The sequence below is a fragment of the Hymenobacter sp. BT559 genome, assembly GCF_017571525.1.
GTDB lineage: Bacteria > Bacteroidota > Bacteroidia > Cytophagales > Hymenobacteraceae > Hymenobacter > Hymenobacter ginsengisoli.
Genome location: NZ_JAGETY010000011.1, coordinates 62,296 through 88,526, shown reverse-complemented (window position 1 = coordinate 88,526; position 26,231 = coordinate 62,296). Strand labels below are relative to the sequence as shown.

Sequence of the window (26,231 nt, the reverse complement as noted above, 5' to 3'; positions counted from 1 at the left end):
GGCGAATTATTCCAAGCGCAGCGGCAAATCAGACGGACTTAACCATCCAAATCTGGCAGCCGAAATGGCCGCTGTCGCCCAGCGCGGCGGGCAAATACGTGAAGCCCAGCTTCTCATACAGCGGAATGGCCTGCGTTAGCTCCTCGGTAGTTTCGAGGTAGATGCGCGCGTAGCCGTTGGCGCGGGCCGCTTCAAAGCAGTGCGTAATCAGGGCCTTGCCCACGCCCCGGCCCCTGGCGGCGGGTAGCAGGTAAAGCTTCACCAGCTCCACGGTATCGGCGGGCAGGTTGGCGGTGGGAAAGATGCCGCCGCCACCCAGCACCTCGCCGTTGTCTTCGGCCACAAAGTAGGCGCTGCGGGGCGTTTGGCTAAATAGCTCGTAGAGGTGGTCGGTAGCCTCGTCGTAGTAGGCGGTGCCGGGTTTGGCAGCGCCAAATTCAGCTAGGGTGTCGCGCACGGCGCGGGCCAGCGCCGCATTATCGCCGGGCGCGATGGGACGGATGGTGATGGTGGAACTCATGAATAAGGTAATGCTGGCTTAGGTTTACCTCGCCCGTCAGGTCGATTATTTCAACAGCTCGTGGAGCACCGTCTGCATCGAGAACGTCCGATTACCCGCCTCCTGAATGATGAGCGAGCCCGGCGCGTCGAGCACTTCGTCGGATACCTCCACGTTGCGCCGCACGGGCAGGCAGTGAATGAACTTGGCATCGTCGGTGAGGCGCATGTGCTCGCTCGTGAGCATCCAGCTAGGGTCGTTGCTGAGCACCTGGCCGTAGTCGCGGTAGCTGCTCCAGTTTTTGGCCTGCACGTAGTCGGCGCCTTCCAGGGCCTTGCGCTGGTCGTACTCAATGGTGGCGCCTTTCGTGAACTTGGGGTCCAACTCGTAGCCGTGCGGGTGGGTGATAACGAAATCCACCCAGTCAATTTCTGAAAACCAGTCGGCAAACGAGTTGGGCACGCACTGCGGCAGGGCACGCACGTGTGGCGCCCAGGTGAGCACCACTTTCACGCGCTCCTTTTTCTTGGTTTCAGCTACCGTAATGAGGTCGGCAAACGACTGCAAAGGGTGCAGCGTGGCGCTTTCCAGGCTGATTACTGGCACCGTGGCGTATTGCAGAATCTTGCTCATTACCTCCTCGCTGTAGTCGGCTTCCTTGTCTTTCAGCGTGGGGAAAGTGCGCACCCCTAGCACGTCGCAATACTGGCTCATCACCGCGATGGCGTCCTTGATATGCTCCTGCGTCGAGCCATTCATTACGGCGCCGTCGGCCATTTCGAGCGTCCACGAGTCGGCTCCGGCGTTCAGCACCCAGGCTTGCGCACCCAGGTTGTAAGCGGCCTTCAGGCTGCTGAGGCGGGTGCGCAGGCTGGGGTTGAAAAATATCAAGCCCACGGTTTTGTTCTTGCCCACGTGCTGATAGCCGTAGGGATTTTTCTTGATTTCAAGGGCTTGCCTTAGGAGCGCTTTATAATCGCCGGCATCGGCGAAGGAGAGGAAGTTCTTCATAGAATAGCGCGAAGCATGTAGTTCGCGAATAAGTAAAGTCAACTGCAAAAAAACAAGGTGCAAAGCCAATCAGCTTTGCACCTTGCCACCTTACGCTAGCTAAGTAGAACCGCCGCGGCTATGACATCGCCTTGTACTCGTTCCAGCTCTTAATCTTCAAGTCCTTCATCTCCAGCGAGCAGAAGGCCCGGATAAATTTCGAGGCTAGGCGCGCATTGGTCAGCAGCGGGACGCCGAAGTCAGTGGCAGTGCGGCGGATTTTATAGTCGTTATCCAGCTCGCCCTTCGACAGGTTTTTAGGCACGTTGATAACCAAGTCGATTTTCTTCTCGCGCAGATAAGTCAGCACGTTAGGCTCCTGGTGGTCGTCGGGCCAGAAGAGCAGGCTGCTAGGCACTTTGTTCTCGGCGAAGAAGCGGTGCGTGCCTTGCGTAGCGTAAACCTGGTAGCCCTTTTTCACCAGCAACTCGGCGGCCGAGAGCAGGGCCACCTTCGACTTGATGGGGCCGCCCGAAATGAGTACCGATTTCTGCGGGATTTTGTAGCCCACGCTCAGCATCGACTTTAGCAGGGCCTCCTCGGCGGTATCGCCCAAGCAGCCTACTTCGCCCGTGCTTACCATATCCACGCGCAGCACCGGGTCAGCACCTGGCAGGCGGGTGAAAGAGAATTGCGGGGCCTTCACGCCCACAAAGGGCAGGTCGTACACGCGCTCGCTGTCGTCGCGGACGATATCCTTCTTACCAAGCAGCACCTGCGTGGCTTTGGTAACCAAGTTGTTGCCGGAAATCTTCGATACGAAGGGGTAGCTACGCGAAGCGCGGATGTTGCACTCGATTACCCGAATCACGCCGTTTTTTTCCAAGAATTGAATATTGAACGGACCGCTAATGTCGTAGCGGCGGGCAATTTTCTCGGCGATGTTCTTGAGCTTGCGGATGGTGCCCACGTACACCCGCTGCGGGGGGTAGTACATGGTGGCGTCGCCCGAGTGAACCCCGGCAAACTCGACGTGCTCCGATATGGCGTAGCTCACAATTTCGCCGTGGTTGGCCACCGCATCCAGCTCTATCTCCTTGGCTTCCTGAATAAATTCCGAAACCACTACCGGGTACTCGGCGCTCACCTCGACAGCCGTTTGCAGGAATTCTTCCAGTTCCTGCCGGTTCGATACCACGTTCATGGCCGCGCCTGACAGCACGTAGCTCGGCCGGATGAGCACCGGGTAGCCCACCTCGCCCACGAAGGCGTGCATGGCTTCTAAAGAGGTCAGCTCGTTCCAGCGGGGCTGCTCGATGCCCAGCTCGTCCATGATGCTCGAGAACTTGTGGCGGTTTTCGGCCATGTCGATGCTAGCGGCCGAGGTGCCCAGGATAGGCGCGCCGGCTTCATCGAGGCGAGTGGCCAGGTTGTTCGGAATCTGCCCACCGGTGCTCAGAATCACGCCCGTTGGCTTCTCAAAGTCGAGAATGTCCATCACCCGCTCGTAGCTCAGCTCCTCGAAGTAGAGGCGGTCGCTCACGTCATAGTCGGTCGAGACAGTTTCCGGATTGTAGTTGATGATGAGCGTTTTGTAGCCCTCAGCAGCGGCTGTTTGCACGGCATTCACGCCGCACCAGTCAAACTCTACCGACGAGCCGATGCGATACACACCCGAGCCCAGCACGGCAATCGACTTCTCGGTTTCGGGCGCGAGGTCGTTTTCGGTGCCGTGGTAGGTGAGGTACAGGTAGTTCGTCTTGGCCGGAAACTCGGCGGCCAGCGTATCAATCTGCTTTACCACCGGCAGCACCCCTAGGGCCTTGCGATGTGCCCGCACGCGCAGTTCGTCAGCCTTCACGTCGCCCGCGCCGAGTAGCTGCACGGCGAGCTGTTGGTCCGAAAAACCGGCCTTCTTGGCTTCGCGCAGCAGGCTGGTTTCTAAGCCTGCCAAGCCCTGCTCGCGCTGACCAGCCAATCGCTGACCAAGCTCAAAAATGACGTACAGACGCTGCAAAAACCAATGGTCGATTTTGGTCAGCTCATGCACCTTGTCCAAGGTGTAGCCAGATTCAAACGCTTGGTTGATGGCGAAAATGCGCTCCTCGTTGGGCTCGCTCAGCAGGCGGTCAATGGTTTCGTTGTCAGCCGCATCGGGCGCGTTGCCCACGAAACCGCGCTTGCCGGTGTCCAGCATCCGCAGGCCCTTCTGAATGGCTTCCTCAAACGACTTGCCAATGGCCATTACCTCGCCCACGCTCTTCATGGCCGAGCCAATCTGCCGCTGCACGCCCGCGAATTTGCCTAGGTCCCAGCGCGGCAGCTTCACCACCACGTAGTCGAGCGCCGGCTCAAAAAACGCCGTCGTGGTCTGCGTTACGCTGTTTTTTAGCTCGGCCAGCGAGTAGCCCAGGCTGAGCTTGGCGGCCACGAAGGCCAGCGGGTAGCCCGTGGCCTTAGAGGCTAGCGCCGACGAGCGCGACAGGCGGGCGTTCACCTCAATCACGCGGTAGTCTTCCGAAACCGGGTCGAGCGCGTACTGAATGTTGCACTCACCCACGATGCCCAGGTGCCGGATGGTCTTGATGCCAATCGAGCGCAGCTTGTGGTACTCACGGTTGCTGAGCGTCTGCGACGGGGCAACCACGATGCTCTCGCCGGTGTGGATGCCGATGGGGTCGAAGTTCTCCATGTTGCAGACCGTGATGCAGTTATCGTAAGCATCGCGCACCACTTCGTACTCCACTTCCTTCCAGCCCTTCAGCGATTCTTCCACCAGAATCTGGTCGGAAGTCGTGAAGGCCTTCTCGGCCAGCGCCCGCAGCTCGTCCATGTTATTGGCAAAGCCGCTACCCAGGCCCCCTAGGGCGAAGGCCGCGCGCACAATAATCGGGAAACCGATTTTTTCGCCGGCCGCTAGGGCGTCCTCCATCGTCGTCACGGCCACGCTGCGGGCCGTGAGCACGCCAATCTGGTCGAGCTTCTCCTTGAAAATATCGCGGTCCTCGGTGTCGATAATCGACTGCACCGGCGTGCCGAGCACCGGCAGGTTGTATTTCTCAAACACGCCGGCCCGGTACAGCGCTACCGCGCAGTTGAGCGCCGTTTGGCCGCCAAACGCCACCAGAATGCCGTCGGGCTTCTCCTTCTTGATGACTTCCTCCACGAAGTAGGGCGTCACGGGCAGGAAATACACGTCGTCGGCCATGCCCTCCGAGGTTTGCACGGTGGCGATGTTGGGGTTGATGAGGATGGTGCGGATGCCTTCCTCTTTCAGCGCCTTCAGGGCCTGCGAGCCAGAATAATCAAATTCGCCGGCCTCCCCGATTTTCAGTGCGCCGGAACCGAGGATAAGAACTTTAGTGGGTTTGTTCATCTATCGTGTGGGCTGAAAGAAAGCTTTCAACTATTCTCGCTAGTAAGAAAATTATTTAGTGATGTAAGAGCTGGGCAAAGCCTTTTTTGAAGGCTGCATTGTCAGGGTCAGTCCGAGCGTAAATGACTGCTATTGTGTCATTAACTACGTAGTCGCTTAATACTTCTCTTGGTACTCGGCGTCTAAATGAATAGACACTGCCTGCCGCTTTAAATTCTACGACGACATATGCATCGCTTCTGACGTGCATAATCTCTCCGGTTGCATATGCAGGGTCTTCCAGAATATTCCTGATTTCGTACTCGGCATATTTTCCTGAGATGTAATACAGAAAGGCAATTGATGTGACAATTACTAAAACGATTTTGAGCGCTTCTGCACGTTCTTGTTTCTGGGTGTTGTACCCATCAGAAATACGTTTCTTAAATCGTTTTTTCTTATGCCACATGTCAAAAAATAAGGCAACTAGCTTTAGTTGCCTTATGCTTCTTAACTGCTTCGATAAAATCATCGAACATGAACTCCGTGTCCTGCGGGCCGCCGGCGGCCTCCGGGTGGAATTGCGTGGAGAAGAAAGGCTTGGTCTTGTGCTTGATGCCTTCGCAGGTGCCATCGTTGAGGTTCTCAAAGAGCATTTCCCACTCGGCGGGGAGCGTGTCGGTATCGACGGCGAAGCCGTGATTTTGGCTGGTGATGTAGCTGCGCTGCGTGCCGGCCAGGCGCACGGGCTGATTGTGGCTGCGGTGGCCGTACTTCAGCTTGAAGGTGTCGCCGCCCGCCGCCAGGCCCATGAGCTGCGAGCCGAGGCAGATGCCGAAAATCGGCTTGTCCTGCTGCAAGGCGTGTTGCAGGTGCTTGATGGTGGCATCGCACATTTTGGGGTCGCCGGGGCCGTTGCTCAGGAACAGGCCGTCGTAGTCGAGCTGGCTGTAGTCGTAGTCCCAGGGTACCCGAATCAGCTCCACGTCGCGCTCCAGGAAGCAGCGGATGATGTTGGTTTTGGTGCCGCAGTCCACGAGCACGATTTTGTGCTGGCCGCTGCCGTAGTGCTCCACGCCGGGCGCGCTCACCTGGGCTACCAGGTTGTCGAGGTTGGGGTCGTGCAGGGGCACGTCTTCCTCGGCCACGATTTTGCCCAGCATGGCGCCTTTCTCGCGCAAAATCTTGGTGAGCATGCGCGTGTCCACGCCCGCAATGCCGGGGATGTTGTACTCTTTCAGCCAGTCGCCCAGGCTCTTGGCGGCGTTCCAGTGGCTGTGCTCTTCCGAGTAGTAGTTCACGACCAGCCCAGCAATGTGGATTTTGTCGGACTCGAAAATCTTCGAAATCGACTCGTACAAATCCTCGCCGGGCACGCCGTAGTTGCCCACGATGGGGTAGGTGAGCACCAGAATCTGACCCGCAAAGGAGGGGTCGGTGAGGTTTTCGGGATAGCCCGTCATGGCCGTGCTGAACACGACTTCGCCCGCCACCGAGCTATACGCGCCAAACGATTGGCCCTGAATCTCGGTGCCGTCTTCGAGGATGAGTTTTACTGTTTTCGAGTTTTCCACTGTGCTAACTAAATGCCTGTCAGGTATGTAAGGGTAAGAAAAACAAAGCCACTCGGCCAGTGCCTGCCCCGTTAGTCCAGCGCGCTAGGCTCCTGAATAACGGTCACCGCTTTTTCGGTGAGGGCATACAGCGCCTGCAAAAATACGTCAACCTCGGCCTTGGTTATGTTCAAGGGCGGCAACAAACGCAGCACCGTAGGGTCGGAGGCGTTGCCCACGAAAATGTGGTGCTCGGTGAGCAGCTTGTCGCGCACGTCCTTCACGGGGAAGTCGTACTTGACTCCAATCATCAGGCCGCGGCCGCGAATTTCTTCGGCCCCGGCGTGGGCCAGCAGCTCGGTGCGGAGGTAGTCGCCTAGGGTGCGCGCGTGCTCCACGAGGTGCTCTTGCTCAATAACTTCGAGCACGGCCAGGGCGGCGGCGCAAGCCAGGTGGTTGCCGCCAAACGTGGTGCCTAGCAGCCCGTAAGAAGCCTTCAGGTGCGGCGCGATGAGGATGCCGCCGATGGGAAAGCCGTTGCCCATGCCCTTGGCCACCGAGATAACGTCGGGCTGGATGCCGGCCCACTGGTGGGCAAAAAACTTGCCGCTGCGGCCGTAGCCGCACTGCACCTCGTCGGCGATGAGCAGCGCACCGTACTGCTGGCACAGCGCCGCTAGCCCGCGCAAAAAGTCATGGGAGGGCATGATGATGCCGCCCACGCCCTGAATCGGCTCGATGATGGCCGCACACACGTCGCCAGCTTGCAGCGCCTGCTCCACGGCCGCTAGGTCGTATTCCAGGAAGGAAACGGCGTGCCCGGCGTTGAAGGGCGCCACAATTTTGGGGTTGTCAGTGGCGGCCACCGCGCCGCTCGTACGCCCGTGAAACGCGCCCTTGAAGGCCAGCACGCGCGTCTTGCCGGTGTGGAACGACGCCAGCTTCATCGCATTCTCGTTGGCTTCGGCGCCCGAGTTGCACAGAAACAGCGCGTACTCGGGGTAGCCCGACACCTCACCCAGCTTCTCGGCCAGCTCGCGCTGAATCGGAATCTGCACCGAGTTGGAGTAGAAGCCAATGTTTTGCAGCTGCTCGCTGAGGCGCTGCACGTAGTGCGGGTGGCTATGGCCGATGGAAATAACGGCGTGGCCGCCGTAAAAATCCAGGTACTGCTGGCCCTGGTCGTCCCACAGCGTCGCGCCCAGCGCCCGCACCGGCGTGATGTCAACCAGCGGATAAACGTTGAAGAGATTCATGGTTTTGATTGGTTGATTCTTTGGTAAAATATCTGCTAAAATGGCAGGTCATTACCTCCCAAATCGTCAATTTTTTCGCGTAAATTACGTATTTTCTCTATCAATTTTATATGCCACACATGGTCTTTTTCGTATAACTTTCTATTTCGTATTCTTTCTCGCCATGGATTTTCTTTTTCGTATTTTTCACAAATAATTTCGTGAAAAGCAAGAGCTTTCTTGTAATACTTTAGTGCCTTATTGCTGTTTTTGTATTCATTCTCATACATCAAAGCAATATCATGGTATGGGGTTTCGCTTTCTGAATAATGTCTGTTTAGGAAAATACGAATTCTTTCTTCTTCCTCTTGGCTTGAATGCTGACTTTCAGAATGGCTATTTGAAAGATGGTAAGATACCTCATTCTCATATTTTTTTAGTGCCTCTACTACCGAAATACTAGCGGTTGTAACATCCCATACTTTTTCGAAGAATATGTCCTGAGATTCCTCCTGGCGGCTATAGTATTTGCAGTAGGCCGATTTAATGAGCTTCTTGGATACTTCTAGAATAGTTGTGTCATCTTGAAAGTCGAAATCCATATCTGCTTCGCGAGCTTCGTTTGCCAGGACTTTAGATATATAGTAACTTGGCCTCTTTATCCAGTCATAGACAAAGACATTTCCTGAGTTATACTCAATTACAATATCATGTCCTCCTGGTTGGTAAGAAAGTTCATTTACTCTAAATTGACGTTCAATCCACAAGGCTTTAGAAGCAATATGTTCAGGCAGGCCTAGGTATATTTTTTTGATGCCGTCATTCATAGTGAAGAACTCTTAAAGTTTGAGGCTCATAAAATAATTGCCAAATAAAATTTACCTTAAAAAAACGAAGCCTTTATCCCTAGGCCCGCCGTTTCCTCGAAGCCGAATAGCAGGTTCATATTCTGAATAGCCTGCCCCGACGCGCCTTTCAGCAGGTTGTCGAGCGCCGTAGTGATAAGCACTTGGTCGTCGTGCTTGGCCACGTGGACCAGGCATTTATTGGTGTTCACCACTTGCTTGAGGTGAATTTCCTTGTCCGACACAATCGTGAATGGCGCGTCGCGGTAGTAGTCGGAGTACAGCTTTTGTACTTCGGGTATTAAAAGTTCGCAAGTGGTATAAACCGAAGCGAAGATGCCCCGCGTGAAATTGCCCCGGTAAGGAATGAAGCGAACTGGCTGATTGAATACGGGTTGCAAGCCAACCAGTGTTTCGCCAATCTCGCCCAGGTGCTGGTGCGTGAAGGTTTTATAGGTCGAGATGTTACCGGTGCGCCAGGTGTAGCCGGTGGTTTCGACCAGGCCGCGCCCCGCGCCCGTGCTGCCCGTGATGGCCGACACGTGCACGGCATCCATCAGCTGCCCGGCGGCGGCCAGCGGCAGCAGCGCCAGCTGAATGGCTGAGGCAAAGCAGCCGGGATTGGCGATGCTGTCGGCCGTGCGAATCTGCTCGCGGTTGGCTTCGGGCAGGCCGTACACGAAGTGCCGGCCGGCTACGTCGCGGTCGGCCGCCAGGCGGAAATCATTGCTTAGGTCAATGACTTTGGTGCTGGCGGGCAGGTTGGCTTCGAGCAGCCACTTGCGCGAGTTGCCGTGGCCGAGGCACAGGAATATTACGTCCTCGTTGCCAACCAACTCGCTGGCAAATGCTAGGTCGGTATCGCCCAGCAAATCGTCGTGCACGGTGTGGATGGGCTGCCCGGCCTGCGTCGAGCTTACTACCGCGCCGATTTCGGCGTGAGGGTGATGCAGCAGCAGCCGCACTAGCTCGCCGGCCGTGTAGCCCGCGCCGCCTACGATACCGACGTTGATTTTTTGGTTTTGCATATTCTGGCGGGGCGCCTCACCCCCCGGCCCCCTCTCCAAAAAGGAAATGCGTCAAAAGCATTTTTCGGGGGAGCCACGGCGGCGCGAACGCGGAAAGCAAGAGCTAAAAAACTAACACTAAAAACTAGCGCTAGTCCCCCTCTCCTTTTCGGAGAGGGGCTAGGGGTGAGGCGCTACGCCAAGCTAGTCCTCCAGCGAAGCGTGAATCTTCAACTGGTTACCGAAGATTTTAATAAAACCGCGAGCATCACGCGAATCCCAGGCGTTGTTTTCCTCACCGTAAGTCGCCACCTTCGATTGCATCATGTCGTACTTCGACTCGATACCCAGCAGCTCGAAGTGGTAGGGGCGCAGCTCCACGAACACCGTGCCCGTTACGCGGGCTTGCGATGACAGGAGGAAAGCCTCGAAATCGCGCATGGCGGGGTCAAGGTATTGCGCCTCGTGCAGCAGCGTGCCGTACCAGGTAGCTACCGGCTCCTTGTGCAGCTGCTGCCAGCGCGAGAGCGTGTGCTTTTCCAGCAGGTGGTGCGCCTTAATGAGCAACAGCGCAGCCGGCGCTTCAAAGCCCACGCGGCCTTTGATACCCAGGATGGTATCGCCCACGTGCGTATCGCGGCCAATGGCGTAGGCGCCGGCAATATCATTTACTTGCTGAATCAGCGACACAGCATCCATGCGCTGACCGTTGAGGGCTACCGGCTCGCCTTGCTCGAAAGTAATTTCCAGCTGGCTAGGCTCCGTTTTAGAAAGTTGGGTAGGGTAAGCACTTTCAGGCAGCGCCTGGCGCGAGGTCAGCGTTTCGACGCCGCCTACGCTGGTGCCCCAAATGCCCCGGTTGATGGAGTATTTGGCTTTCTCCCAGCTCATCTCAAAGCCCTGGTCTTGCAGGTATTGTATCTCCGCCTGACGCGACAGCTTCTGGTCGCGGATGGGCGTGATAATCTCAGTAGTGGGGGAAATAACGGCGAAGGCCACGTCGAAGCGTACCTGGTCGTTGCCGGCGCCGGTGCTGCCGTGCACAATATATTCGGCGTTTTCGCGCTTGGCATACTCCGCAATGGCTAGGGCCTGAAACATGCGCTCGGCACTCACACTCAGCGGGTAAGTATCGTTCTTCAGCACGTTGCCAAACAGCAGGTAGCGCAGGCAGTCGTGGTAGTAGCGCTGGGTAATGTCAATTACCTCGTGCTTCACCGAGCCGAGCTCATAGGCGCGCTTCTCAATGGCTGCCAATTCTTCGGCCGAAAAACCGCCCGAGTTTACGATAACGGTGTGCACCTCCAGGTTGTGCTCCCGCGAGAGGTTCACCACGCAATACGACGTGTCGAGCCCGCCGCTGTACGCTACAATTGCCTTTTTCTTCATGGCCTGTTAAAACGGACTGCTCATCCGCTAGTCGTTGTTGTAGTTGAGTATAAAGCTACTAAATGTCGAGCTGCGAGTGGGCGTTAGTTTCCGCTAGTCGGCTCTTCAGGCGACTAGCGCGCTGGCAGCGGCGCCGAGATATCGTCGAACACCATGCCCGTGCACAAGCACATTTTGCGCTCGTTTTCCATTAGGATGCCGAAGTTTTTGCAGCTCTTGCAGCCTTTCCAAAAGTCTTCACTAGTGGTTAGCTCGGAAAACGTGACCGGCTTGTAGCCCAAGTCGCTGTTGATTTTCATTACGGCCAGGCTGGTCGTGATGCCGAAAATCCTGGCGTCGGGATACTTGGTGCGCGAAAGCCGAAACACTTCGCGCTTGATGGCGCGGCCCAGGCCGTGCTTACGCAGCTCGGTGTTTACCACGAGGCCCGAGTTGGCCACAAACTTGCCGCTCTCGAAGGTCTCGATATAGCAGAAGCCGGCTAGCTCGTCATCGACAAACGCGATTACAGCGTTGCCCTGCACCATTTTAGCTTTCACGTACTCGGGGTCGCGCTTCGCGATGCCAGTGCCCCGCTGCTTGGCCGATTCGATGTACCATTGACACAGCAGGTCCGCATACTGCGTGTCTGCTGCTGTCGCAACCCGTATTGTCATTTATGTAGAAGGGAAAGACTTAGGAGAGAAACGTAGTTTACCGGCCCTCGACTCGGCGAGTTGCGGCAGAAAACCCGAAATCTATCGGTAAGTGGCCGAGCTCGTTTACAGGTGGCTCAGCAAAGCTGGCTCGCAGCCAGCACCCGGCAGTTGAAGCCGGCTAGGGTCGTCGCAGCAATGCGCAAACTACGGGGCGCACGCCTTCCACGCCCAAGCGGGCCATGGTGGAAAGCAGAAAATTGGTGCGAGCCAAGTAAGTCATTGCAGGAAAGAGCCGTGGGCTAGTAAGTGCACTAGCAAACCAGGGGCCATAATGGAGCCGCAAAGGTAAAAGTTCCTACTTTTGCCTGCAATAGGCTGAGCAGTTTTTTTCGTTAGTAGGCAGCAGCTAGCGATTAAGTAATTATGAGCAAAACAGAGATAACGATTTATAAAATTGGTGGCGGTATTATTGATGATGCGGCCGAGCTAAGTAAATTTCTGCAGCTGTTGGCAGGCACTAGCGGCCTCAAGCTGCTGGTGCATGGTGGAGGCAAAGGGGCTAGCACCATGATGCGCGAGCTAGGTCTGGTGCCCCAGCTCATCAACGGGCGCCGCGTGACAGATGCCGCAACGCTCGATATTGTCGTGATGTTTTACGCCGGCAAAACCAATAAGCAGGTTGTTGCTGCGCTGCAGCAGCTGGGCGTGAATGCGCTGGGCCTGAGCGGGGCCGATGGCAACGTATTACAGGGTACTAAGCGGCCGGTAAAGGATATTGACTATGGCTTTGTGGGCGATTTGACCTCCGCCAGCGTGAACGCTGCCTTTTTGCAGCAATTACTTAAGGCTGGTATTACGCCAGTGCTGTGTCCGATTATTCACGACGGGAGCGGGCACTTATTAAATACAAATGCCGATACCATTGCCTCGGCGGTAGCCGTAGCCCTGGCTGGCGAGTTTGACGTGACTCTTCATTATTGCTTTGAGAAGAATGGTGTGCTGCGCGATATCAATAATGAGCAATCAGTAATTGCCGAAATTAATTCGGACAGCTATGCTGTGCTTAAGCAGCAGGGAGTTATTGCCGATGGCATGCTGCCCAAGCTGGAAAATGCCTTTGCGGCGCTGAATAGCGGAGTCAGGAAAGTAATTATTGGACATGCCCTTAATATTGGCTCTGACCTACATACGGTGTTATGTCTGAAGTAATTACTCGTCTTAGTGACGAAGCGATTGAGTTATTAAGTCAATTAATTCAAACGCCGTCATTTTCGCGCGAAGAAGCCGACACAGCTGATATTCTGGCGAATTTCTTAACTCAGCACGGTATTCCTGCGCGGCGGCAGGGTAATAATGTGTGGGCTGTAAGCCGCGATTTTGACCCGCAAAAGCCGACTATCCTGCTTAATTCGCACCACGATACCGTAAAGCCGGGCGTAGCCTGGACGTACCCGCCTTTTGGGGCAGTGCGGGAAGGTGATAAATTAATTGGCCTGGGTAGCAATGATGCTGGGGCGGCGGCGGTGAGCTTGCTGGCTGCTTTTCGGTATTTTAATGACCGCACTACGGCGTTTAATTTAATTTGCGCCATTACGGCTGAAGAGGAAATTTCGGGTGCTAATGGTATTAAAAGTATTTTGCCGGAATTAGGAAAGATTGACCTGGGCATAGTGGGTGAACCCAGCGGCATGAATGCGGCGGTGGCTGAAAAAGGACTGCTCGTGCTCGATGGTGTGGCCCGCGGGCGCACCGGCCATGCTGCGCGCAACGAAGGTGACAACGCGCTGTATAAGGCCCTGGATGATATTGCGTGGCTGCGCGGCTACGAGTTTCCGGAAGTCTCGCCGCTGCTAGGGCCGGTAAAAATGACCGTGACCCAGATTGCTGCCGGCACGCAGCATAATGTAGTGCCAGATGAATGCCGCTACGTGGTCGATGTGCGCCCTACGGAATGTTATTCTAACGAAGAAATTCTGGCAACGGTGCGGGCGCATGTACAGGCCGAAATCACGCCGCGCTCTACGCACTTGCAGTCGTCGGGTATTTCGCTAGCCCATCCGCTGGTACGTAAAGCCGTTGAAATGGGTAAAAGCACCTACGGCTCGCCCACGCTTTCTGACCAGGCGTTAATGCGGTTTAATACCCTGAAAATGGGACCCGGCGACAGTGCCCGCTCGCACGCGCCGGATGAGTATATTTTGCTGAGTGAAATTCGCGCTGGCATTGCGGATTACATTAATTTGCTGACTGACTTTACATTTTAAGCGCAAGGTTTTGCAAGGGCAAAGGAGGTTTCGCAGCCTCTACTCAACTACTTGTCAGCTAAGAAAACCTTGCGCAACTTCTTTTAACCTTGCGCAACCCCGCGTTATGAAAATCTGGGAAAAAGGCTTTTCGGTTAACGATAAAATCGAGCAGTTTACGGTGGGTCAAGACCGGGAGCTGGATATGTATCTGGCCCCATTCGACATGCTGGCCTCAAAGGCGCAGGCCAAGATGCTGGCCAGCATTGGCTTAATCTCCAAGGAAGAAGAAGCCCAGCTTTTGCAAGGACTCGAGGAGCTGCTGACGCAGGTCGAAAACGGCACGTTTAAGATAGAAGCTGAATTTGAAGACGTACACTCAAAAATTGAGTATTATTTAACGGAGAAATTTGGCGACGCAGGCAAAAAAATTCATACGGCGCGCTCGCGTAATGACCAGGTGCTGACGGCCATTCAATTATTTATTAAGGATTATACCGAAAGGATTGGTGCAAAAATTCTGGAATTAGCCGAATTATTAATACAGCAAGGCGAGAAATATAAAAACGACTTATTACCGGGCTATACGCACTTTCAGGCGGCGATGCCCAGCAGCTTCGGGCTGTGGTTCGGGGCCTACGCCGAGCATTTGCTGCTGGATATGAGCTTGCTGGAAGCTGCGCACACGGTGGCCGACCACAATCCGCTAGGGTCGGGGGCCGGCTTTGGCAGCAGCTTTGGCATCGACCGTGAGCAGACGACGCGCGAGATGGGCTTCGGCAACGTGGCCATCAGTGCAGTGGGGGCGCAGATGCTGCGCGGCAAAACGGAGAAAACGCTGGCTTTTGCCATTGCCAGTGTGGCGGGCACGCTGAGCAAGCTGGCCTATGACCTCGTGTTGTACAACAGCCAGGATTTAGGCTTTGTGAAGCTGCCCAAGGAGTTTACGACGGGCTCCAGCATTATGCCGCACAAGAAAAACCCCGACGTATTCGAACTGGTGCGGGCGCATTGCAACCGTCTGCAAGCTTTGCCGAACGATATTATCCTTACGATTAATAATCTGCCCAGCGGGTACCACCGCGACTTTCAGATTTTGAAGGAAATATTATTTCGGCCTATGATGCAGTTTGCTAATATTCTGGACATTCTGCTTTTCGCGGTGCCCGTGCTGGAAGTAGTGCCGGGCGTGATAGACCAACCGAAATACGAAGCTATTTTTTCGGTCGAGAATATCAACCAGCTCATTCAGCGCGGGGTGCCCTTCCGGGATGCGTATAAGCAAGTGGGCCAGGCGGTAGATGCGGGTACGTATGTACCGCATAAGGAGTTTGCTGCCAGCCACTTGGGTAGTGTGCATCGGCCGGGGCTGGCCGAGCTGGGCGAGCGCTTGCGGCAGGCACGCGAGCGCCTGAGCTGGGCTGGCCCGGTGGCGGCGGGCTAGGGGTGGGGTAGGAAAGGGACAGACAGCGGCGTAGTTTAGCCGCCAAACTGCCGCTACTTCTACCAAAACCCGTATGAAAATCACGAAGCTGCTCGTCGCCAACCGCGGCGAAATAGCCATCCGCGTGTTTCGCGCCGCCACCGAGCTAGGTATGTCAACCGTTGGCATTTATACCTATGAGGACCGCAACTCACTGCACCGCTACAAGGCCGATGAGGCTTATCAGATAGGCCGAGACGATGAGCCGCTGCGGCCCTACCTCGACATAGAGGGCATTATTCGCGTAGCCAAGGAAAACGGGGCCGACGCCATTCACCCAGGTTACGGGTTTTTGAGCGAAAATGCGACCCTAGCCCGGCGCTGCCGCGAAGAAGGCATCATTTTCGTGGGGCCGCGCCCCGAGGTAATGGAGGCGCTCGGCGACAAGGTGGCCGCTAAAGAGGTGGCGCTCAAGTGCCAGGTGCCACTTATTGAAAGCAGTGAGGCCGACCTCACCGACATCGACGTGGCCTTGGCCGAGGCGCACCGTATTGGCTATCCCGTGATGCTGAAGGCGGCTAGCGGGGGGGGCGGTCGCGGCATGCGCGTGATTCGCGATGATGAGCAGCTGCGCAAAGGCTTCTTCGAGGCCCGCAACGAGGCCCAGAATGCCTTTGGCGACGACACGGTGTTTCTGGAAAAATTTGTGGAGCGGCCCAAGCACATTGAGGTGCAACTGGTGGGCGACCAGCATGGCCACCTCACCCACCTCTATGAGCGCGACTGCTCGGTGCAGCGTCGCTTTCAGAAGGTAGTGGAGGTAGCACCGGCCGTCGATTTGACCGAATCATTGCGCCAGCGGCTGTATGCCTATTCGTTGCAAATCGGCAAGGCCGTGGGCTACGACAACGTGGGCACGGTGGAGTTTCTGGTAAACCCGGAGCTGGACCGCATTTATTTTATTGAGGTTAACCCCCGCATTCAGGTCGAGCACACCGTGACCGAGATGATAACGGGCGTCGATATCGTCAAAACCCAGCTTTATATCGCCTCAGGCTACCCGCTCGAGTCGCCCGAAATCGGGCTAGGGCCCGACGTGACGGTGCCGCGCATGGGCGTGGCCGTGCAATGCCGCATCACCACCGAAGACGCCACCAATGACTTTAAGCCCGACTACGGCACCATCGTGGCCTACCGCTCGGCGGGCGGCTTCGGCATTCGGCTCGACCAGGGCTCGGTGTATCAGGGCGCGATTATCTCGCCGTTCTTTGATTCGCTGCTTGTCAAGGTGTCGGCCCACGCGCCGACCCTAGCGGGCGCGGCCCAGAAAATGCTGCGCACCCTCGACGAGTTTCGGGTGCGCGGGGTAAAGACGAACATGCAGTTTTTGCAGAATATTGTGCGCAGCCCCGAGTTTCAGGCCGGGCACGCCACCGTCGATTTCATCAAGGATAATCCTGACCTGCTGAAATTTAAGACCCGGCTCGACCGCGCCACGCGCTTTCTGCACTACATAGGCGAGGTGGTAGTGAACGGCAACCCCGACGTGGCCGGCCGCGTGGACGAGCGCCGCCAGCCGCGCAAAGCGCCGCTGCCCCAGGCCGACCTCAGCCAGGCGCCCGCCCCCGGCACCCGCCAAAAACTACAAGAGCTAGGCCCCGAAAAATTCGGTGAATGGCTGCGAGCCGAGCCGCTCATTCACTACACCGACACCACGCTGCGCGACGCCCACCAGAGCCTGCTGGCCACGCGTATGCGCACCATCGACATGCTGCGGGTGGCCGGCCGCTACGCTCGGCAGCACCCGCAGACGTTTTCGCTCGAAGTGTGGGGCGGCGCAACCTTCGACGTGGCGCTGCGCTTTTTGCACGAAGACCCCTGGGCCCGGCTGACCCGCCTGCGCGAGGCCGTGCCCAATATTCTGCTGCAAATGCTCATCAGGGGCGCTAATGGGGTGGGGTACAAGGCCTATCCCGATAACCTGACCGAACGCTTTGTGGCCGAGGCCGGCGCCAAGGGCATCGACGTTTTTCGCATTTTCGACTCGTTGAACTGGATGAAGGGTATGGAAGCCTGCATTCAGTTTGTGCGCAAGCAAACCACCGGGCTAGCCGAAGGCAGTATCTGCTACACCGGCGATATTCTGGACCCTAGCCGGCCCAAGTACAACCTGCAGTATTACCTGACCCTGGCCAAGCAGCTCGAAGATGCCGGCGCGCACATCCTCTGCATCAAGGACATGGCGGGCCTGCTGAAGCCCTATGCGGCGCAGGAGCTGATTCCGGCCCTGCGCGACACCGTGAAGCTGCCCATTCATTTGCACACCCACGACACGAGCAGCCTGCAAGCGGCTACGTATTTGAAAGCCGTGGAGGCGGGTGTGAATGTAGTTGACGTGGCGCTGGGCGGCCTTTCGGGCCTTACCTCGCAGCCCAACTTTAACTCGGCGGTAGAAATGCTGCGCCACTCGCCGCGCCACCGCGAGTTCAATCAGCAGAGCCTGAATGAATTCAGCGACTATTGGGAGGCGTTGCGCGAGCAGTACTACCCCTTCGAAAGCGGCCTGCTGGCGGGCACGGCCGAGGTGTACGAGCACGAGATTCCGGGCGGGCAGTATTCTAACCTGCGGCCCCAGGCGGCGGCGCTAGGCCTGCTCGACCGGTTTGAGGAGGTGAAGCACCGCTTTCACGACGCCAACCAGCTGCTGGGCGATATTCCGAAAGTAACGCCCTCGTCGAAAGTAGTAGGCGACCTGGCGTTGTTCATGGTTTCCAATAAATTAAGCCCCGAAGAAGTAGTGAGCCGGGGCGAGAGCCTGAGCTTTCCGGAGTCGGTGCGCGAGCTGCTGCGCGGCGATATTGGCCAGCCGCTAGGGGGCTGGCCGGCCGAGGTGCAAAAAGCGGTGCTCAAGGAAGAAAAGCCCTTTACCGACCGGCCCAATGAGCACCTGGCGCCCATCGATTTTGAGAAAGAATGGGCCGCATTTCAGGAAAGCCACCCCGGCGCGCAGTTCACCGATTTGCTATCGAGCCTGCTTTACCCCAAGGTATTTGAGGAGTATTGGAAGTTCCGGCTCAACTACGGCGATGTTAGCCGCATTCAAACGCCGGTCTTTTTCTTCGGACTGAAAGAAGGCGAGGAAACCATCATCGAAATTGCCAGAGGCAAGTCGATTATCATCCGTCTGCAGTCGATAGGCCCGGTAAATGAGGAGGGCATGCGCACGGTGTTCTTCACCCTGAATGGGCAGACGCGTAACCTCGAAGTGCGCGACCAGCACGTAGAAGTGAAAACCGTGCACAACGCCAAGGCCGACCGCGCCAACCCCAAGCAAATAGCCGCCCCGCTGCAAGGGCTGCTCAGCAAGGTGCTCGTGGAAGCTGGCCAGCAAGTGGCAAAAAACACCCCGCTCTTTGTCATCGAGGCCATGAAGATGGAAACCACCATCACCGCCCCCGACGACTTGACGGTAGGCGCGGTAGCGCTCGGGTCGGGCACCCGCGTGCAGGCCGACGACCTGGTGCTGACACTGGCCTAGCAAAGGCTAGCTACCGCCGGGGCGGGTGGGCCAGGGCCCACCCGCCCCGGCGGTAGCAGCTAAAGCGCGTGGCGCCCGGCCTGCGCTGGCCGGGCAGCAGCCGGCTCTGGCCCCGTGTGCCGGGCACTACGGGTAGCTGCTTCCAGCGCTTCGCGCAAGGCCCGCACTTGCTGGCGGGCTCTTGCTAGAGCCGTTGTGTTGTAGGCAAAAACCGATAGGCGGTCGGCGTGGCCGTCTTCGAGGTGAGCCTGGTAGGTAAAGCTGAAATACTGGAGCGACTCTTTTGCACCTGGGTGCGGGCTAGCCAGCGGCACCTCCGCTTCCAAAAGCGTTTCGCCGGTGCTATATACACGGTCGAGCAGGGCAAGCAAGCCTTGGTTGAGCGCCTCGGGCAGCACGTCGGCGGCGGGCAGCCCTTCGAGGGGGCGGCCGCCAAATAGCTGCGCAAAAGCCGGGTTTACGTAGTCGAAGCGGTACTCGGGCCCGCGCAGCAGGCAAATGGCGGCGGGCGTTTGGGCCAGCACTTGGCGCAGCGTGGCGCACTCTTGCGCAAGCTGCTGGTTGGCCTGCTGCGCCCGCGCCAGGGCCCCGTCGGTGGCGGCCCGCCGGGCGGCATCCTGGCCCGCCGGGCGACCGGTGGGGGTGAGGCTTACTACCAGCTGCGAACCCTGCCGCTGGGCCTGGGCCCGCCAGCCGGGCAGCGTGCTCAAGTGGTGAGCGTCCACTGCGTCGGCCAGGTAAGTGAAGCGAAAAAACTGAAAAGCCGCCGTATCGCCTGGCCTGAGCGTGCGCAGCGAGCCCGTCGGAAACTCGGGCAAGCTCAGCAGGCGCTGGGCCGCCGGGTTGAGCCGTAGAAATGTAAAATCGACCAACCGCGCCGGGTCGCCTTCTGCATAGAGCGGCTGCAGGTGCATAATACCGGTTTCCGAAGCATCCAATAAGCCAGCCGGAATAGAAAGCTCAGCGGGCGATGGGGCTAGGGAAATGGGCATAAAGTGGACGCACAATTGAGTGTGGTAGAGCGAAGGTAATCAACAGGCTATAGCACTGGAATTTATTTGTTCAGCTAACCTGAAGGCATGATGAACTTGACTTTTTTTCGGTATTTAACAGGAGAAAAATCAGCGATATAGCCAGCAGCTAGTGCCTGCCTGGAAGCGGGTAGCATGGGCTTTCGCAACGTTTAGGCGGGCCTATTGAAGGCATTGCACAGGACGAAAACAGAAAAGCGAATATCTTTCGCGGTCTAATTCAACCCTGCCATGACTTCTCGCTTGTTCTTACCAGCCCTGCTAGCCTTGCCCCTGCTAAGTGCCGCCCAAAACACCGACTTAGGTCGCACGAATGATGGCAACTTTAATAACGGGTATGCGCTGGTCGTGCCCGATGATGGCCAAGTGCGCGGCACCCCGTTTTTGGTAGCCGGGTGGGAGCCGGCCAGCGTGCAGCTCATCGGCAATAAGGCCCCCACGCCAGCTACCTTGCGGTACGACGTGTACCGGCAAGAGCTGCGCGTGCGCCGGCCCAAGGGCGACTCGGTACTAGTGCCGCTCAACCGGGTAAAGGAGTTCACGCTTACGAATACCTCTCCGAGCCGCCGCTTTGTGTGCTACCCGGCAGCTACCCTACCTGCCGACGTAAAGGGGGCCTGCGCCGAAGTGCTAGCCGACGGCCCCCACCTGCAGCTGTTAAAGTTCTGGGGCAAAGAGGTGGTGAAGCAGCCCGGCGATAACAATTCGTATGCCTCTAATAGCACGGTGAATGTGCTGCAAGAAACTACGCATTACTACCTGCGCTGGCCCACCGATGGGCACCTGACGGCCGTGCGCCTCAAGCGCAGCAGCCTCGAGCAGGCCCTGGCCGGGCAGCCTGCGGCCCTGGCAGCCCTAAAAGCCCGCAAAGGCAGCCTCAGCTCCGAAGTCGACGTGGCGGCGGCCGTGCTGGCCCTCGACCCCGTGGTAGCGGCTGGGCATTAACCTTTCCATCCTGTTCAATAAACTTGTTTGATGCGTAATCTTTTTTTGCTAGGGCTGCTGGCGGCTAGCACGTTGCCAACTGCTGCCCAGCGCCGGGCAGCCGAGGTGTCGGGCGCTACCGTGGAGCGCGTGCTCACCACCCTGGCTGCCGACGACATGCAGGGCCGCGCCACCGGCCAGCCGGGTAGCCTCAAGGCCGCCGAGTTTCTGGCCGCCGAGTTTAAGCGCATTGGCTTGCAGCCGCTGCCGGGCGCCACGGGGTTTATGCAGGAGTTTCCGGCGTATCAGTCGGCCGTGACGAGCGCCAGCGCCACCCTCAACGGGGTGGCCGTGCCGGCTAGCCAGGTGCTGGTGCTCACCACGCAGCCTGAGCTGAACTGGACCGAAAAAGACGGCGCCGACCTGCTGGTACTAGGCCCCAACGATAAGATACAGCCACACTTTCGCGATATTTTTCGCCCTTCGAAGAATCTGGTAGTACTGCTAGACCCTAGCCAGGCGGCCACATTCAAGTCATTAGCCGAGCGGTCCAGCCGCCCTCAGCTGCGGGCCGAGCAAGCGGCCAATCCGTATTCGAGCGTGGTAATATTGGCGGCTGCGCCTACTGGCCCGCCCAGCTACCGGGTGGCTGCTACCAGCACTACTGCCACGCTCACGCTGCGCAATGTAGCCGGGTACCTGCCGGGCCACGATGCGGCCCACGCTGCCGAAAAAGTTATTTTTTCGGGGCACTACGACCACCTGGGTATCCTTAAGCCGGCTATCAACGGCGATTCTATTGCCAATGGCGCCGACGACGATGCCAGTGGTACCACAGCCGTAGTGGCCCTAGCCGAGTATTTTAAAAAGAAGAATGACAATGCCCGCTCACTCGTTTTCGTAGCCTTTACGGCCGAGGAAATAGGGGGCTTTGGAGCGCGCTACTTTTCGCAGCAGCTCGACCCGAAAGAGCTGACGGCCATGTTCAACATTGAGATGATTGGCAAGCCGGCCAAATTTGGCCCCAATACGGCCTTCATCACGGGTTACGACAAGTCGGATTTTGGCCAGCTGCTGCAAGCCAACCTGGCGGGCACCAAGTTTAAGTTTGAGCCCGACCCATATCCCGAGCAAAACCTGTTTTATCGCTCCGACAATGCCACCCTGGCCCGGCTAGGGGTGCCGGCCCACACCATCAGCACCGACCAGATTCCGACCGATAAGCTCTATCACAGCGTGGATGACGAAGTGAGTAGCCTCGACGTAAAGAATATGACGGCCGTGGTATCAGCCATTGCACGCAGCGCCAGCGGCATCGTGGCCGGCCGCCAAACGCCCACCCGCGTAGCGGCAGAAAAGATTGATAAATAGTAAACAGTGAGCAGTTTTTTAACTGCTCACTGTTTACTGATAATTACGGGAGGGGTACGGCCTCCAGCTGGGCTAGCGGGGTGCCGGTGCGTTGGGCATCGGCATACAGCAGCAGCAGCTTACCGGTGATGCGGTAGGCGTGGGTGCTTTCGAGCGCCTGGGCAAAAGCCTGCTCGGTGACGAGCTCGGGGCAGGCCATGCGCGTGCTTTGGAGGGGGGCAAACTGCAGCTCGGCATCCTCGGTGGCGGGTTTGAGGGCGCCCCGAAAGCGGTTGCAGCCGCCCAGGCCCTCGGCCGTGCCGGCCGCGCTGATAAATAGATAAGGCTCCTGATTGGCGGTGGCTACCCCGGCTATGGGCTGGCCACCCACTTGCCGCAGCACCCAGCGAGTTTCGCGCAGCGGGGCATCGGGCGTGATGGATGTCGAAACCGAAGTGCCGCTGGAGCCCTCCGTAACGCGCTGGCAGGCGGCACCAGCCAGCAATAAACAAGGCAGAAAAAGGGTACGAAATTTCATGATAGCAGTGAGGTAAAAAAATAGCCGACCTGCCCTATACGTGGCAGGTCGGCTTAAAGTGGCAATGACAGCAGGCGTGGCAGCACTTAAAGCCACCCGCAAAGTACGCTAGGTTAGTTGCCCCCCAGCCGGAAGGCCAGGCCCGCCCCCACGGTAGTGGCGCCGGCATTTAGCCCGCCCAGCACCCGGCCCAGCGTGGCATCGAAGCGCAGGCCAGTCCAGGGGCGGTAGTAGAGGCCAGCCGTGACGCCGCTCGTGAGGGTGGCGCGGCCGCGGCCGTAGCCTTCCAGAAAATAGCCTGCCTTATCGCCAATGGGTGCAGTGAGGGCTAGCGAGCCAATGTACTGGCCACCCACCTCGCCATTAATAAGGTCGGCCAGCTTCAGGCCGCTTTGTACAAAGCCGAAGTTGCCCTCCAGCACGGCCCGGCGGCCTAGCTGCTGGCTCAGCAGCAGGCGCCCGGCGGGGGCCCAGCTGGTGCGGCGCAAGCCATTCTGTCCAGTGTTGGGCAGCACCGTTTCAAATAGCAGCGTGGCTTGAAAGCGGCTGGCCCGGTCGGGCGTCAGCATCAGCTTGGTGCCTACCGTGAGCGGCGCCCAGCCCACCGAGTCGGCCCGCACTATGGGTACCTCGCCACGGCTGTAGCCCGGTGCAGCGGGCGTGCCAAACAAATAGGGCTGCGTAATGCGCAGCTCCATGCTATTCCAGAAGCCGATGCGCAGCGTGTTTACGTTGCTGCTTACGCCCACGCCTGCCCGGGGCGAAAAGCGCTGAATACCCGTTTCGAGCTGAAACTGACCCGGCCGTAGCACGCCGGCCGTGATAGTCTGGCCGGGGCGGTCGGGCCGAATGTGCTGCACAAACGGCGCGTCAGCATTTTCGTTATTTTCATCCGGCGTATTCTGGGCCAGGGCGGGGGTGAGGCGGCCTGCAAGCAGGGCGGCCAGCACCAGCGGAGTGGTCTTGCGCATGGCTACCCGACACGCAACCCGCCGCGATAGTTCAACGTAGGGCGCCGCTCGGCTTCGCGAAACGTTAAAAAAGAGGGGTTAAAAGCCCTTATTGTGGCCTTTAACCCCTCTTCCAAGCAGTGCTGATTTTTTGCCGGAAACCGTCGGCAAAAATTATTTTGCCCCCTGAATAGCTTGCACAGCGGCGGCAGCTTTCGCCTGGTTTTCGGCGGCGTGAGGCTTGCCGGCCTGGGCAGTGGCGCCCTTTTGCAGAGCATCGACGATGCGCTTATCGAGGCCGTAGGCCCGCAATTGCGGTATCAGGGCCAGCGCCTGAAGTCGGTCTACATCCTCGCCAAACGAGGTAGGGTCGTCGAGGCGGCTGAGCATCTGCACCATCGGCGCAATGAGGCTGTAGCGGCCCCGGCCCTGGGCATTGTCATAAGAAGTGCGCAGGTAATTCCACTGCTCGGTGCCGCCGTGCTGCGCATACACGCTCGTAACGGCGCCTGCCAGGTGGGCATCGCCTTCCAGGGTTTTGGCGCGGGCTAGGGCAGTGGGGGCGTCAATCTCGGCCAGGGCCTGCAAGCCAGCGCCCTGCACGCCATACGACTGGTTCGTAAGCGCGGCGGCCAGCGTCTTCTGGTCCTTTTTGTCTTTGAAGTGCCCTAGCGCCACTAGCGCGGCAGCGCGCACGTGGTTCTCGGTTTCCGAAGCAGCGAGCTGGCGCAGGGTGGGCGCAGCCGCCTTGGCAACATCCTTATTATCCAGCTTCAGGCCCTGAATAGCGGCTATGCGCAGCCCGTAGAACTTGTCTTTGAGGGCGGCCAGCACCACGGCGCGGGCGGCGGGGCTAGTGGTTTGGGCGGCCAGGGCAGCAGTCAGCGCCTCGCGGCGGTCTACGTACAGCGGGGCGTGGCTGTACTGGTAGAGGCTCTCGGCCAGGGGTTTATTGTCGGTTTTCTGCCAAACGGTAAACTTCTCGGCGTCTACGTTCACGAGCTGTGGCTGGGCCGCTAGGGGCATCGTAAACGTCTGCGTGGCCTGGGTCATCATCACGCGCTGGCGCTGGGCCTTGCCATTCACGTAGTAGTCGATGGCGAGCGGCAGCTGAAATACCTGGCCCTGCTGGGTCTGCTTGATGGTGACAGTCTGCGTTTTAGCGCCGCCATCCCAATTGTAGTCAATAGTCACCACCGGGTGCCCGCTGCCGTAGTACCACTGGTTGTAAAACCAGTTGAGGTCCTGCCCCGACACAGCTTCCATCGCGAGGCGCATCTGGTGCGCTTCGCCGTTGCCGAACTTGTTATCGGTGAGGTATTTCTGCAAGCCAGCGAAGAATACGTCGTCGCCCAGATAGGTGCGCAGCATCTGCACAATAGCGCCGCCCTTCTGGTAGCTCACGAGGTCAAAAACGTCCTCCTTGTTATTGTAGTGGAAGCGCACCAGGTTTTTGGCCGCGTCGGGGGGGCTAGCCAAGTAGCTCTGCACGTAGCGGTAATTATGGGCATCGCTAGCATCCTGGCCGTACTTGTGCTGGGCGTAGAGGGCCTCCGAGAAGTCGGCCATCGACTCGTTCACCGTGATGTTCGACCACGATTCGGCCGTGACGTAGTCGCCAAACCACTGGTGAAACAGCTCGTGTGCAATCACCGACTCACTACTGTACTCGCGGTCTACTAGCTCGCGGCCGTCCATCTGCACTTGCTCGCCGTGCAGCGTGGCGGTGGTGTTTTCCATGGCGCCGCTCACGTAGTCGCGGGCCACAATCTGGGCATACTTATTCCACGGAAACTCAACCCCTAGCCGGGTCGAGAAAAACTCCAGCATGTCGGGCGTATTGCCAAAAATCTGCTTGGCAAAGGGTGCGTATTTGGGCTCCAGGTAATAGGTAACGTCCTTGCCGCGCCACGTGTCTTTGTAGATTTTGAAGTCGCCCACCGCCATCATAAACAGGTAGGGCGAGTGCGGCAGGTCCATCTTCCAGGTGTCGGTGCGCAGGCCGGGGCCGGCGGGCACCTGGCTCACCAGCTGGCCGTTTGAGAGCGTGGTGTACTTGGCCGGCACCGTCATGGCGATTTCTTCGGTCGTCTTCTGGTTGGGCCGGTCGATGGTCGGAAACCACGCCGACGAGCTTTGCGTCTCGCCCTGCGTCCAGATTTGCACCGGCTTGCCCTTCACCGCGCTGTCGGGATTAATAAAATACAAGCCTTTAGCATCAGTAATAGCTTGCGAACCTTGCACTTGTAGCTCGTTGGGCTTTGCTGTGTACTCGATGTACACCACGTACTGCTCGCCGGGCTTGAACGTGCGCCCCAGGTTAATACGCAGGTTGTTCTTGTCGGAGTAGTCGTACTTGAGCGGCTGTTGGCTAGCTCCGTTCATGAGTGCCACGGTCTTGATATCCATGCCCTGCGCATCTAGCCGCAGCGTGTCGGTGGCGATGGCGTGGGGCTTGAGCGTCACCCATTCCTGGCCGTAGAGGTAGCGCTTGGCGTAGTCGAAGCGCACAGCCAGCTTGGTGTGCACCAGGTCGTTGGTTTTAGTAGCCGATGGCTGGTAAGGCGAGTTGGCAGCGGCCATGGGCGTAGACGGGGCCTGGGCCTGGGCAGTGCCCGCGAGCAGTAAGCAGCCCGGCAGCAACGCGGCAAGAAGGGTGGGTTTCATCAAAAAAGGGGAGGGGAAGCGGAGTAAAGGCCAAAGATGCATAGCCGCTTGGCAAA

At 58.0% G+C, this 26,231-nt stretch carries 20 protein-coding genes; 6 read left to right on the top strand and 14 right to left on the bottom strand.

What is annotated here, in order from left to right; translation table 11 throughout:
* Nucleotides 1-28: 28 nt before the first annotated feature.
* The 10 genes from J4D99_RS15500 to J4D99_RS15455 form a co-directional block, all read right to left on the bottom strand.
* On the bottom strand, nucleotides 29-520 hold the full coding sequence (locus J4D99_RS15500; protein WP_208132648.1) for a GNAT family N-acetyltransferase: 492 nt from the start codon (nucleotides 518-520) through the stop codon (nucleotides 29-31).
* A gap of 45 nt (nucleotides 521-565) precedes the next feature.
* Complete coding sequence (locus J4D99_RS15495; RefSeq protein ID WP_208132647.1) at nucleotides 566-1,510, bottom strand: Rossmann-fold NAD(P)-binding domain-containing protein; 945 nt, start codon at nucleotides 1,508-1,510, stop codon at nucleotides 566-568.
* Between the two features lie 118 nt (nucleotides 1,511-1,628).
* Nucleotides 1,629-4,865, bottom strand: a complete 3,237-nt coding sequence (carB, locus tag J4D99_RS15490; protein WP_208132646.1) for a carbamoyl-phosphate synthase (glutamine-hydrolyzing) large subunit — start codon at nucleotides 4,863-4,865, stop codon at nucleotides 1,629-1,631.
* A gap of 55 nt (nucleotides 4,866-4,920) precedes the next feature.
* Nucleotides 4,921-5,313, bottom strand: a complete 393-nt coding sequence (locus J4D99_RS15485) for a hypothetical protein (RefSeq protein WP_208132645.1) — start codon at nucleotides 5,311-5,313, stop codon at nucleotides 4,921-4,923.
* Between the two features lies 1 nt (nucleotide 5,314).
* Nucleotides 5,315-6,418: a glutamine-hydrolyzing carbamoyl-phosphate synthase small subunit gene (carA, locus tag J4D99_RS15480; RefSeq protein WP_208132644.1), complete on the bottom strand. Its 1,104-nt coding sequence runs from the start codon at nucleotides 6,416-6,418 to the stop codon at nucleotides 5,315-5,317.
* A 71-nt stretch (nucleotides 6,419-6,489) separates the two neighbouring features.
* Entirely contained in the window at nucleotides 6,490-7,653 is a 1,164-nt protein-coding gene (locus J4D99_RS15475) for an aspartate aminotransferase family protein (protein WP_208132643.1), read from the bottom strand.
* 35 nt (nucleotides 7,654-7,688) lie between these two features.
* A complete protein-coding gene (locus J4D99_RS15470) occupies nucleotides 7,689-8,459 on the bottom strand; it encodes a hypothetical protein (RefSeq protein ID WP_208132642.1) in 771 nt (256 codons plus the stop codon).
* 56 nt (nucleotides 8,460-8,515) lie between these two features.
* Entirely contained in the window at nucleotides 8,516-9,505 is a 990-nt protein-coding gene (argC, locus tag J4D99_RS15465; RefSeq protein ID WP_208132641.1) for an N-acetyl-gamma-glutamyl-phosphate reductase, read from the bottom strand.
* Nucleotides 9,506-9,688: 183 nt separating this feature from the next.
* On the bottom strand, nucleotides 9,689-10,873 hold the full coding sequence (gene argG / locus J4D99_RS15460) for an argininosuccinate synthase (RefSeq protein ID WP_208132640.1): 1,185 nt from the start codon (nucleotides 10,871-10,873) through the stop codon (nucleotides 9,689-9,691).
* A gap of 113 nt (nucleotides 10,874-10,986) precedes the next feature.
* Complete coding sequence (locus tag J4D99_RS15455) at nucleotides 10,987-11,529, bottom strand: GNAT family N-acetyltransferase (RefSeq protein ID WP_208132639.1); 543 nt, start codon at nucleotides 11,527-11,529, stop codon at nucleotides 10,987-10,989.
* A gap of 405 nt (nucleotides 11,530-11,934) precedes the next feature.
* Between J4D99_RS15455 and argB the strand changes: the two genes are divergently transcribed.
* The 4 genes from argB (at nucleotide 11,935) to J4D99_RS15435 (ending at nucleotide 18,715) form a co-directional block, all read left to right on the top strand.
* Complete coding sequence (argB, locus tag J4D99_RS15450) at nucleotides 11,935-12,720, top strand: acetylglutamate kinase (RefSeq protein ID WP_208132638.1); 786 nt, start codon at nucleotides 11,935-11,937, stop codon at nucleotides 12,718-12,720.
* Nucleotides 12,708-13,775: a M20 family metallo-hydrolase gene (locus J4D99_RS15445; RefSeq protein ID WP_208132637.1), complete on the top strand. Its 1,068-nt coding sequence runs from the start codon at nucleotides 12,708-12,710 to the stop codon at nucleotides 13,773-13,775. The genes argB and J4D99_RS15445 overlap by 13 nt, the downstream gene beginning before the upstream one ends.
* A gap of 10 nt (nucleotides 13,776-13,785) precedes the next feature.
* On the top strand, nucleotides 13,786-15,198 hold the full coding sequence (gene argH, locus J4D99_RS15440; RefSeq protein WP_255555113.1) for an argininosuccinate lyase: 1,413 nt from the start codon (nucleotides 13,786-13,788) through the stop codon (nucleotides 15,196-15,198).
* A 73-nt stretch (nucleotides 15,199-15,271) separates the two neighbouring features.
* Complete coding sequence (locus J4D99_RS15435) at nucleotides 15,272-18,715, top strand: pyruvate carboxylase (protein ID WP_208132635.1); 3,444 nt, start codon at nucleotides 15,272-15,274, stop codon at nucleotides 18,713-18,715.
* A gap of 59 nt (nucleotides 18,716-18,774) precedes the next feature.
* On the opposite strand, the gene J4D99_RS15430 is transcribed toward J4D99_RS15435, so the two are convergent.
* Entirely contained in the window at nucleotides 18,775-19,707 is a 933-nt protein-coding gene (locus tag J4D99_RS15430; RefSeq protein ID WP_208132634.1) for a PAS domain-containing protein, read from the bottom strand.
* 270 nt (nucleotides 19,708-19,977) lie between these two features.
* On the opposite strand from J4D99_RS15430, the gene J4D99_RS15425 reads away from it, so the two are divergent.
* Nucleotides 19,978-20,691: a hypothetical protein gene (locus J4D99_RS15425; protein WP_208132633.1), complete on the top strand. Its 714-nt coding sequence runs from the start codon at nucleotides 19,978-19,980 to the stop codon at nucleotides 20,689-20,691.
* 30 nt (nucleotides 20,692-20,721) lie between these two features.
* On the top strand, nucleotides 20,722-22,041 hold the full coding sequence (locus J4D99_RS15420; RefSeq protein ID WP_208132632.1) for a M20/M25/M40 family metallo-hydrolase: 1,320 nt from the start codon (nucleotides 20,722-20,724) through the stop codon (nucleotides 22,039-22,041).
* A gap of 43 nt (nucleotides 22,042-22,084) precedes the next feature.
* Here the strand turns inward: J4D99_RS15420 and J4D99_RS15415 are convergent, their stop codons facing one another.
* From J4D99_RS15415 to J4D99_RS15405, 3 genes are all read right to left on the bottom strand, one after another.
* Nucleotides 22,085-22,558 (bottom strand): META domain-containing protein, encoded by a 474-nt coding sequence (locus tag J4D99_RS15415; protein WP_208132631.1) that lies wholly within the window; start codon nucleotides 22,556-22,558, stop codon nucleotides 22,085-22,087.
* A 113-nt stretch (nucleotides 22,559-22,671) separates the two neighbouring features.
* Nucleotides 22,672-23,529 carry a transporter gene (locus J4D99_RS15410; RefSeq protein WP_208132630.1) on the bottom strand — a complete coding sequence of 286 codons (858 nt, stop codon included), beginning with the start codon at nucleotides 23,527-23,529 and terminating at the stop codon, nucleotides 22,672-22,674.
* A gap of 153 nt (nucleotides 23,530-23,682) precedes the next feature.
* Complete coding sequence (locus J4D99_RS15405; RefSeq protein WP_208132629.1) at nucleotides 23,683-26,175, bottom strand: M1 family aminopeptidase; 2,493 nt, start codon at nucleotides 26,173-26,175, stop codon at nucleotides 23,683-23,685.
* Nucleotides 26,176-26,231 lie beyond the last annotated feature (56 nt).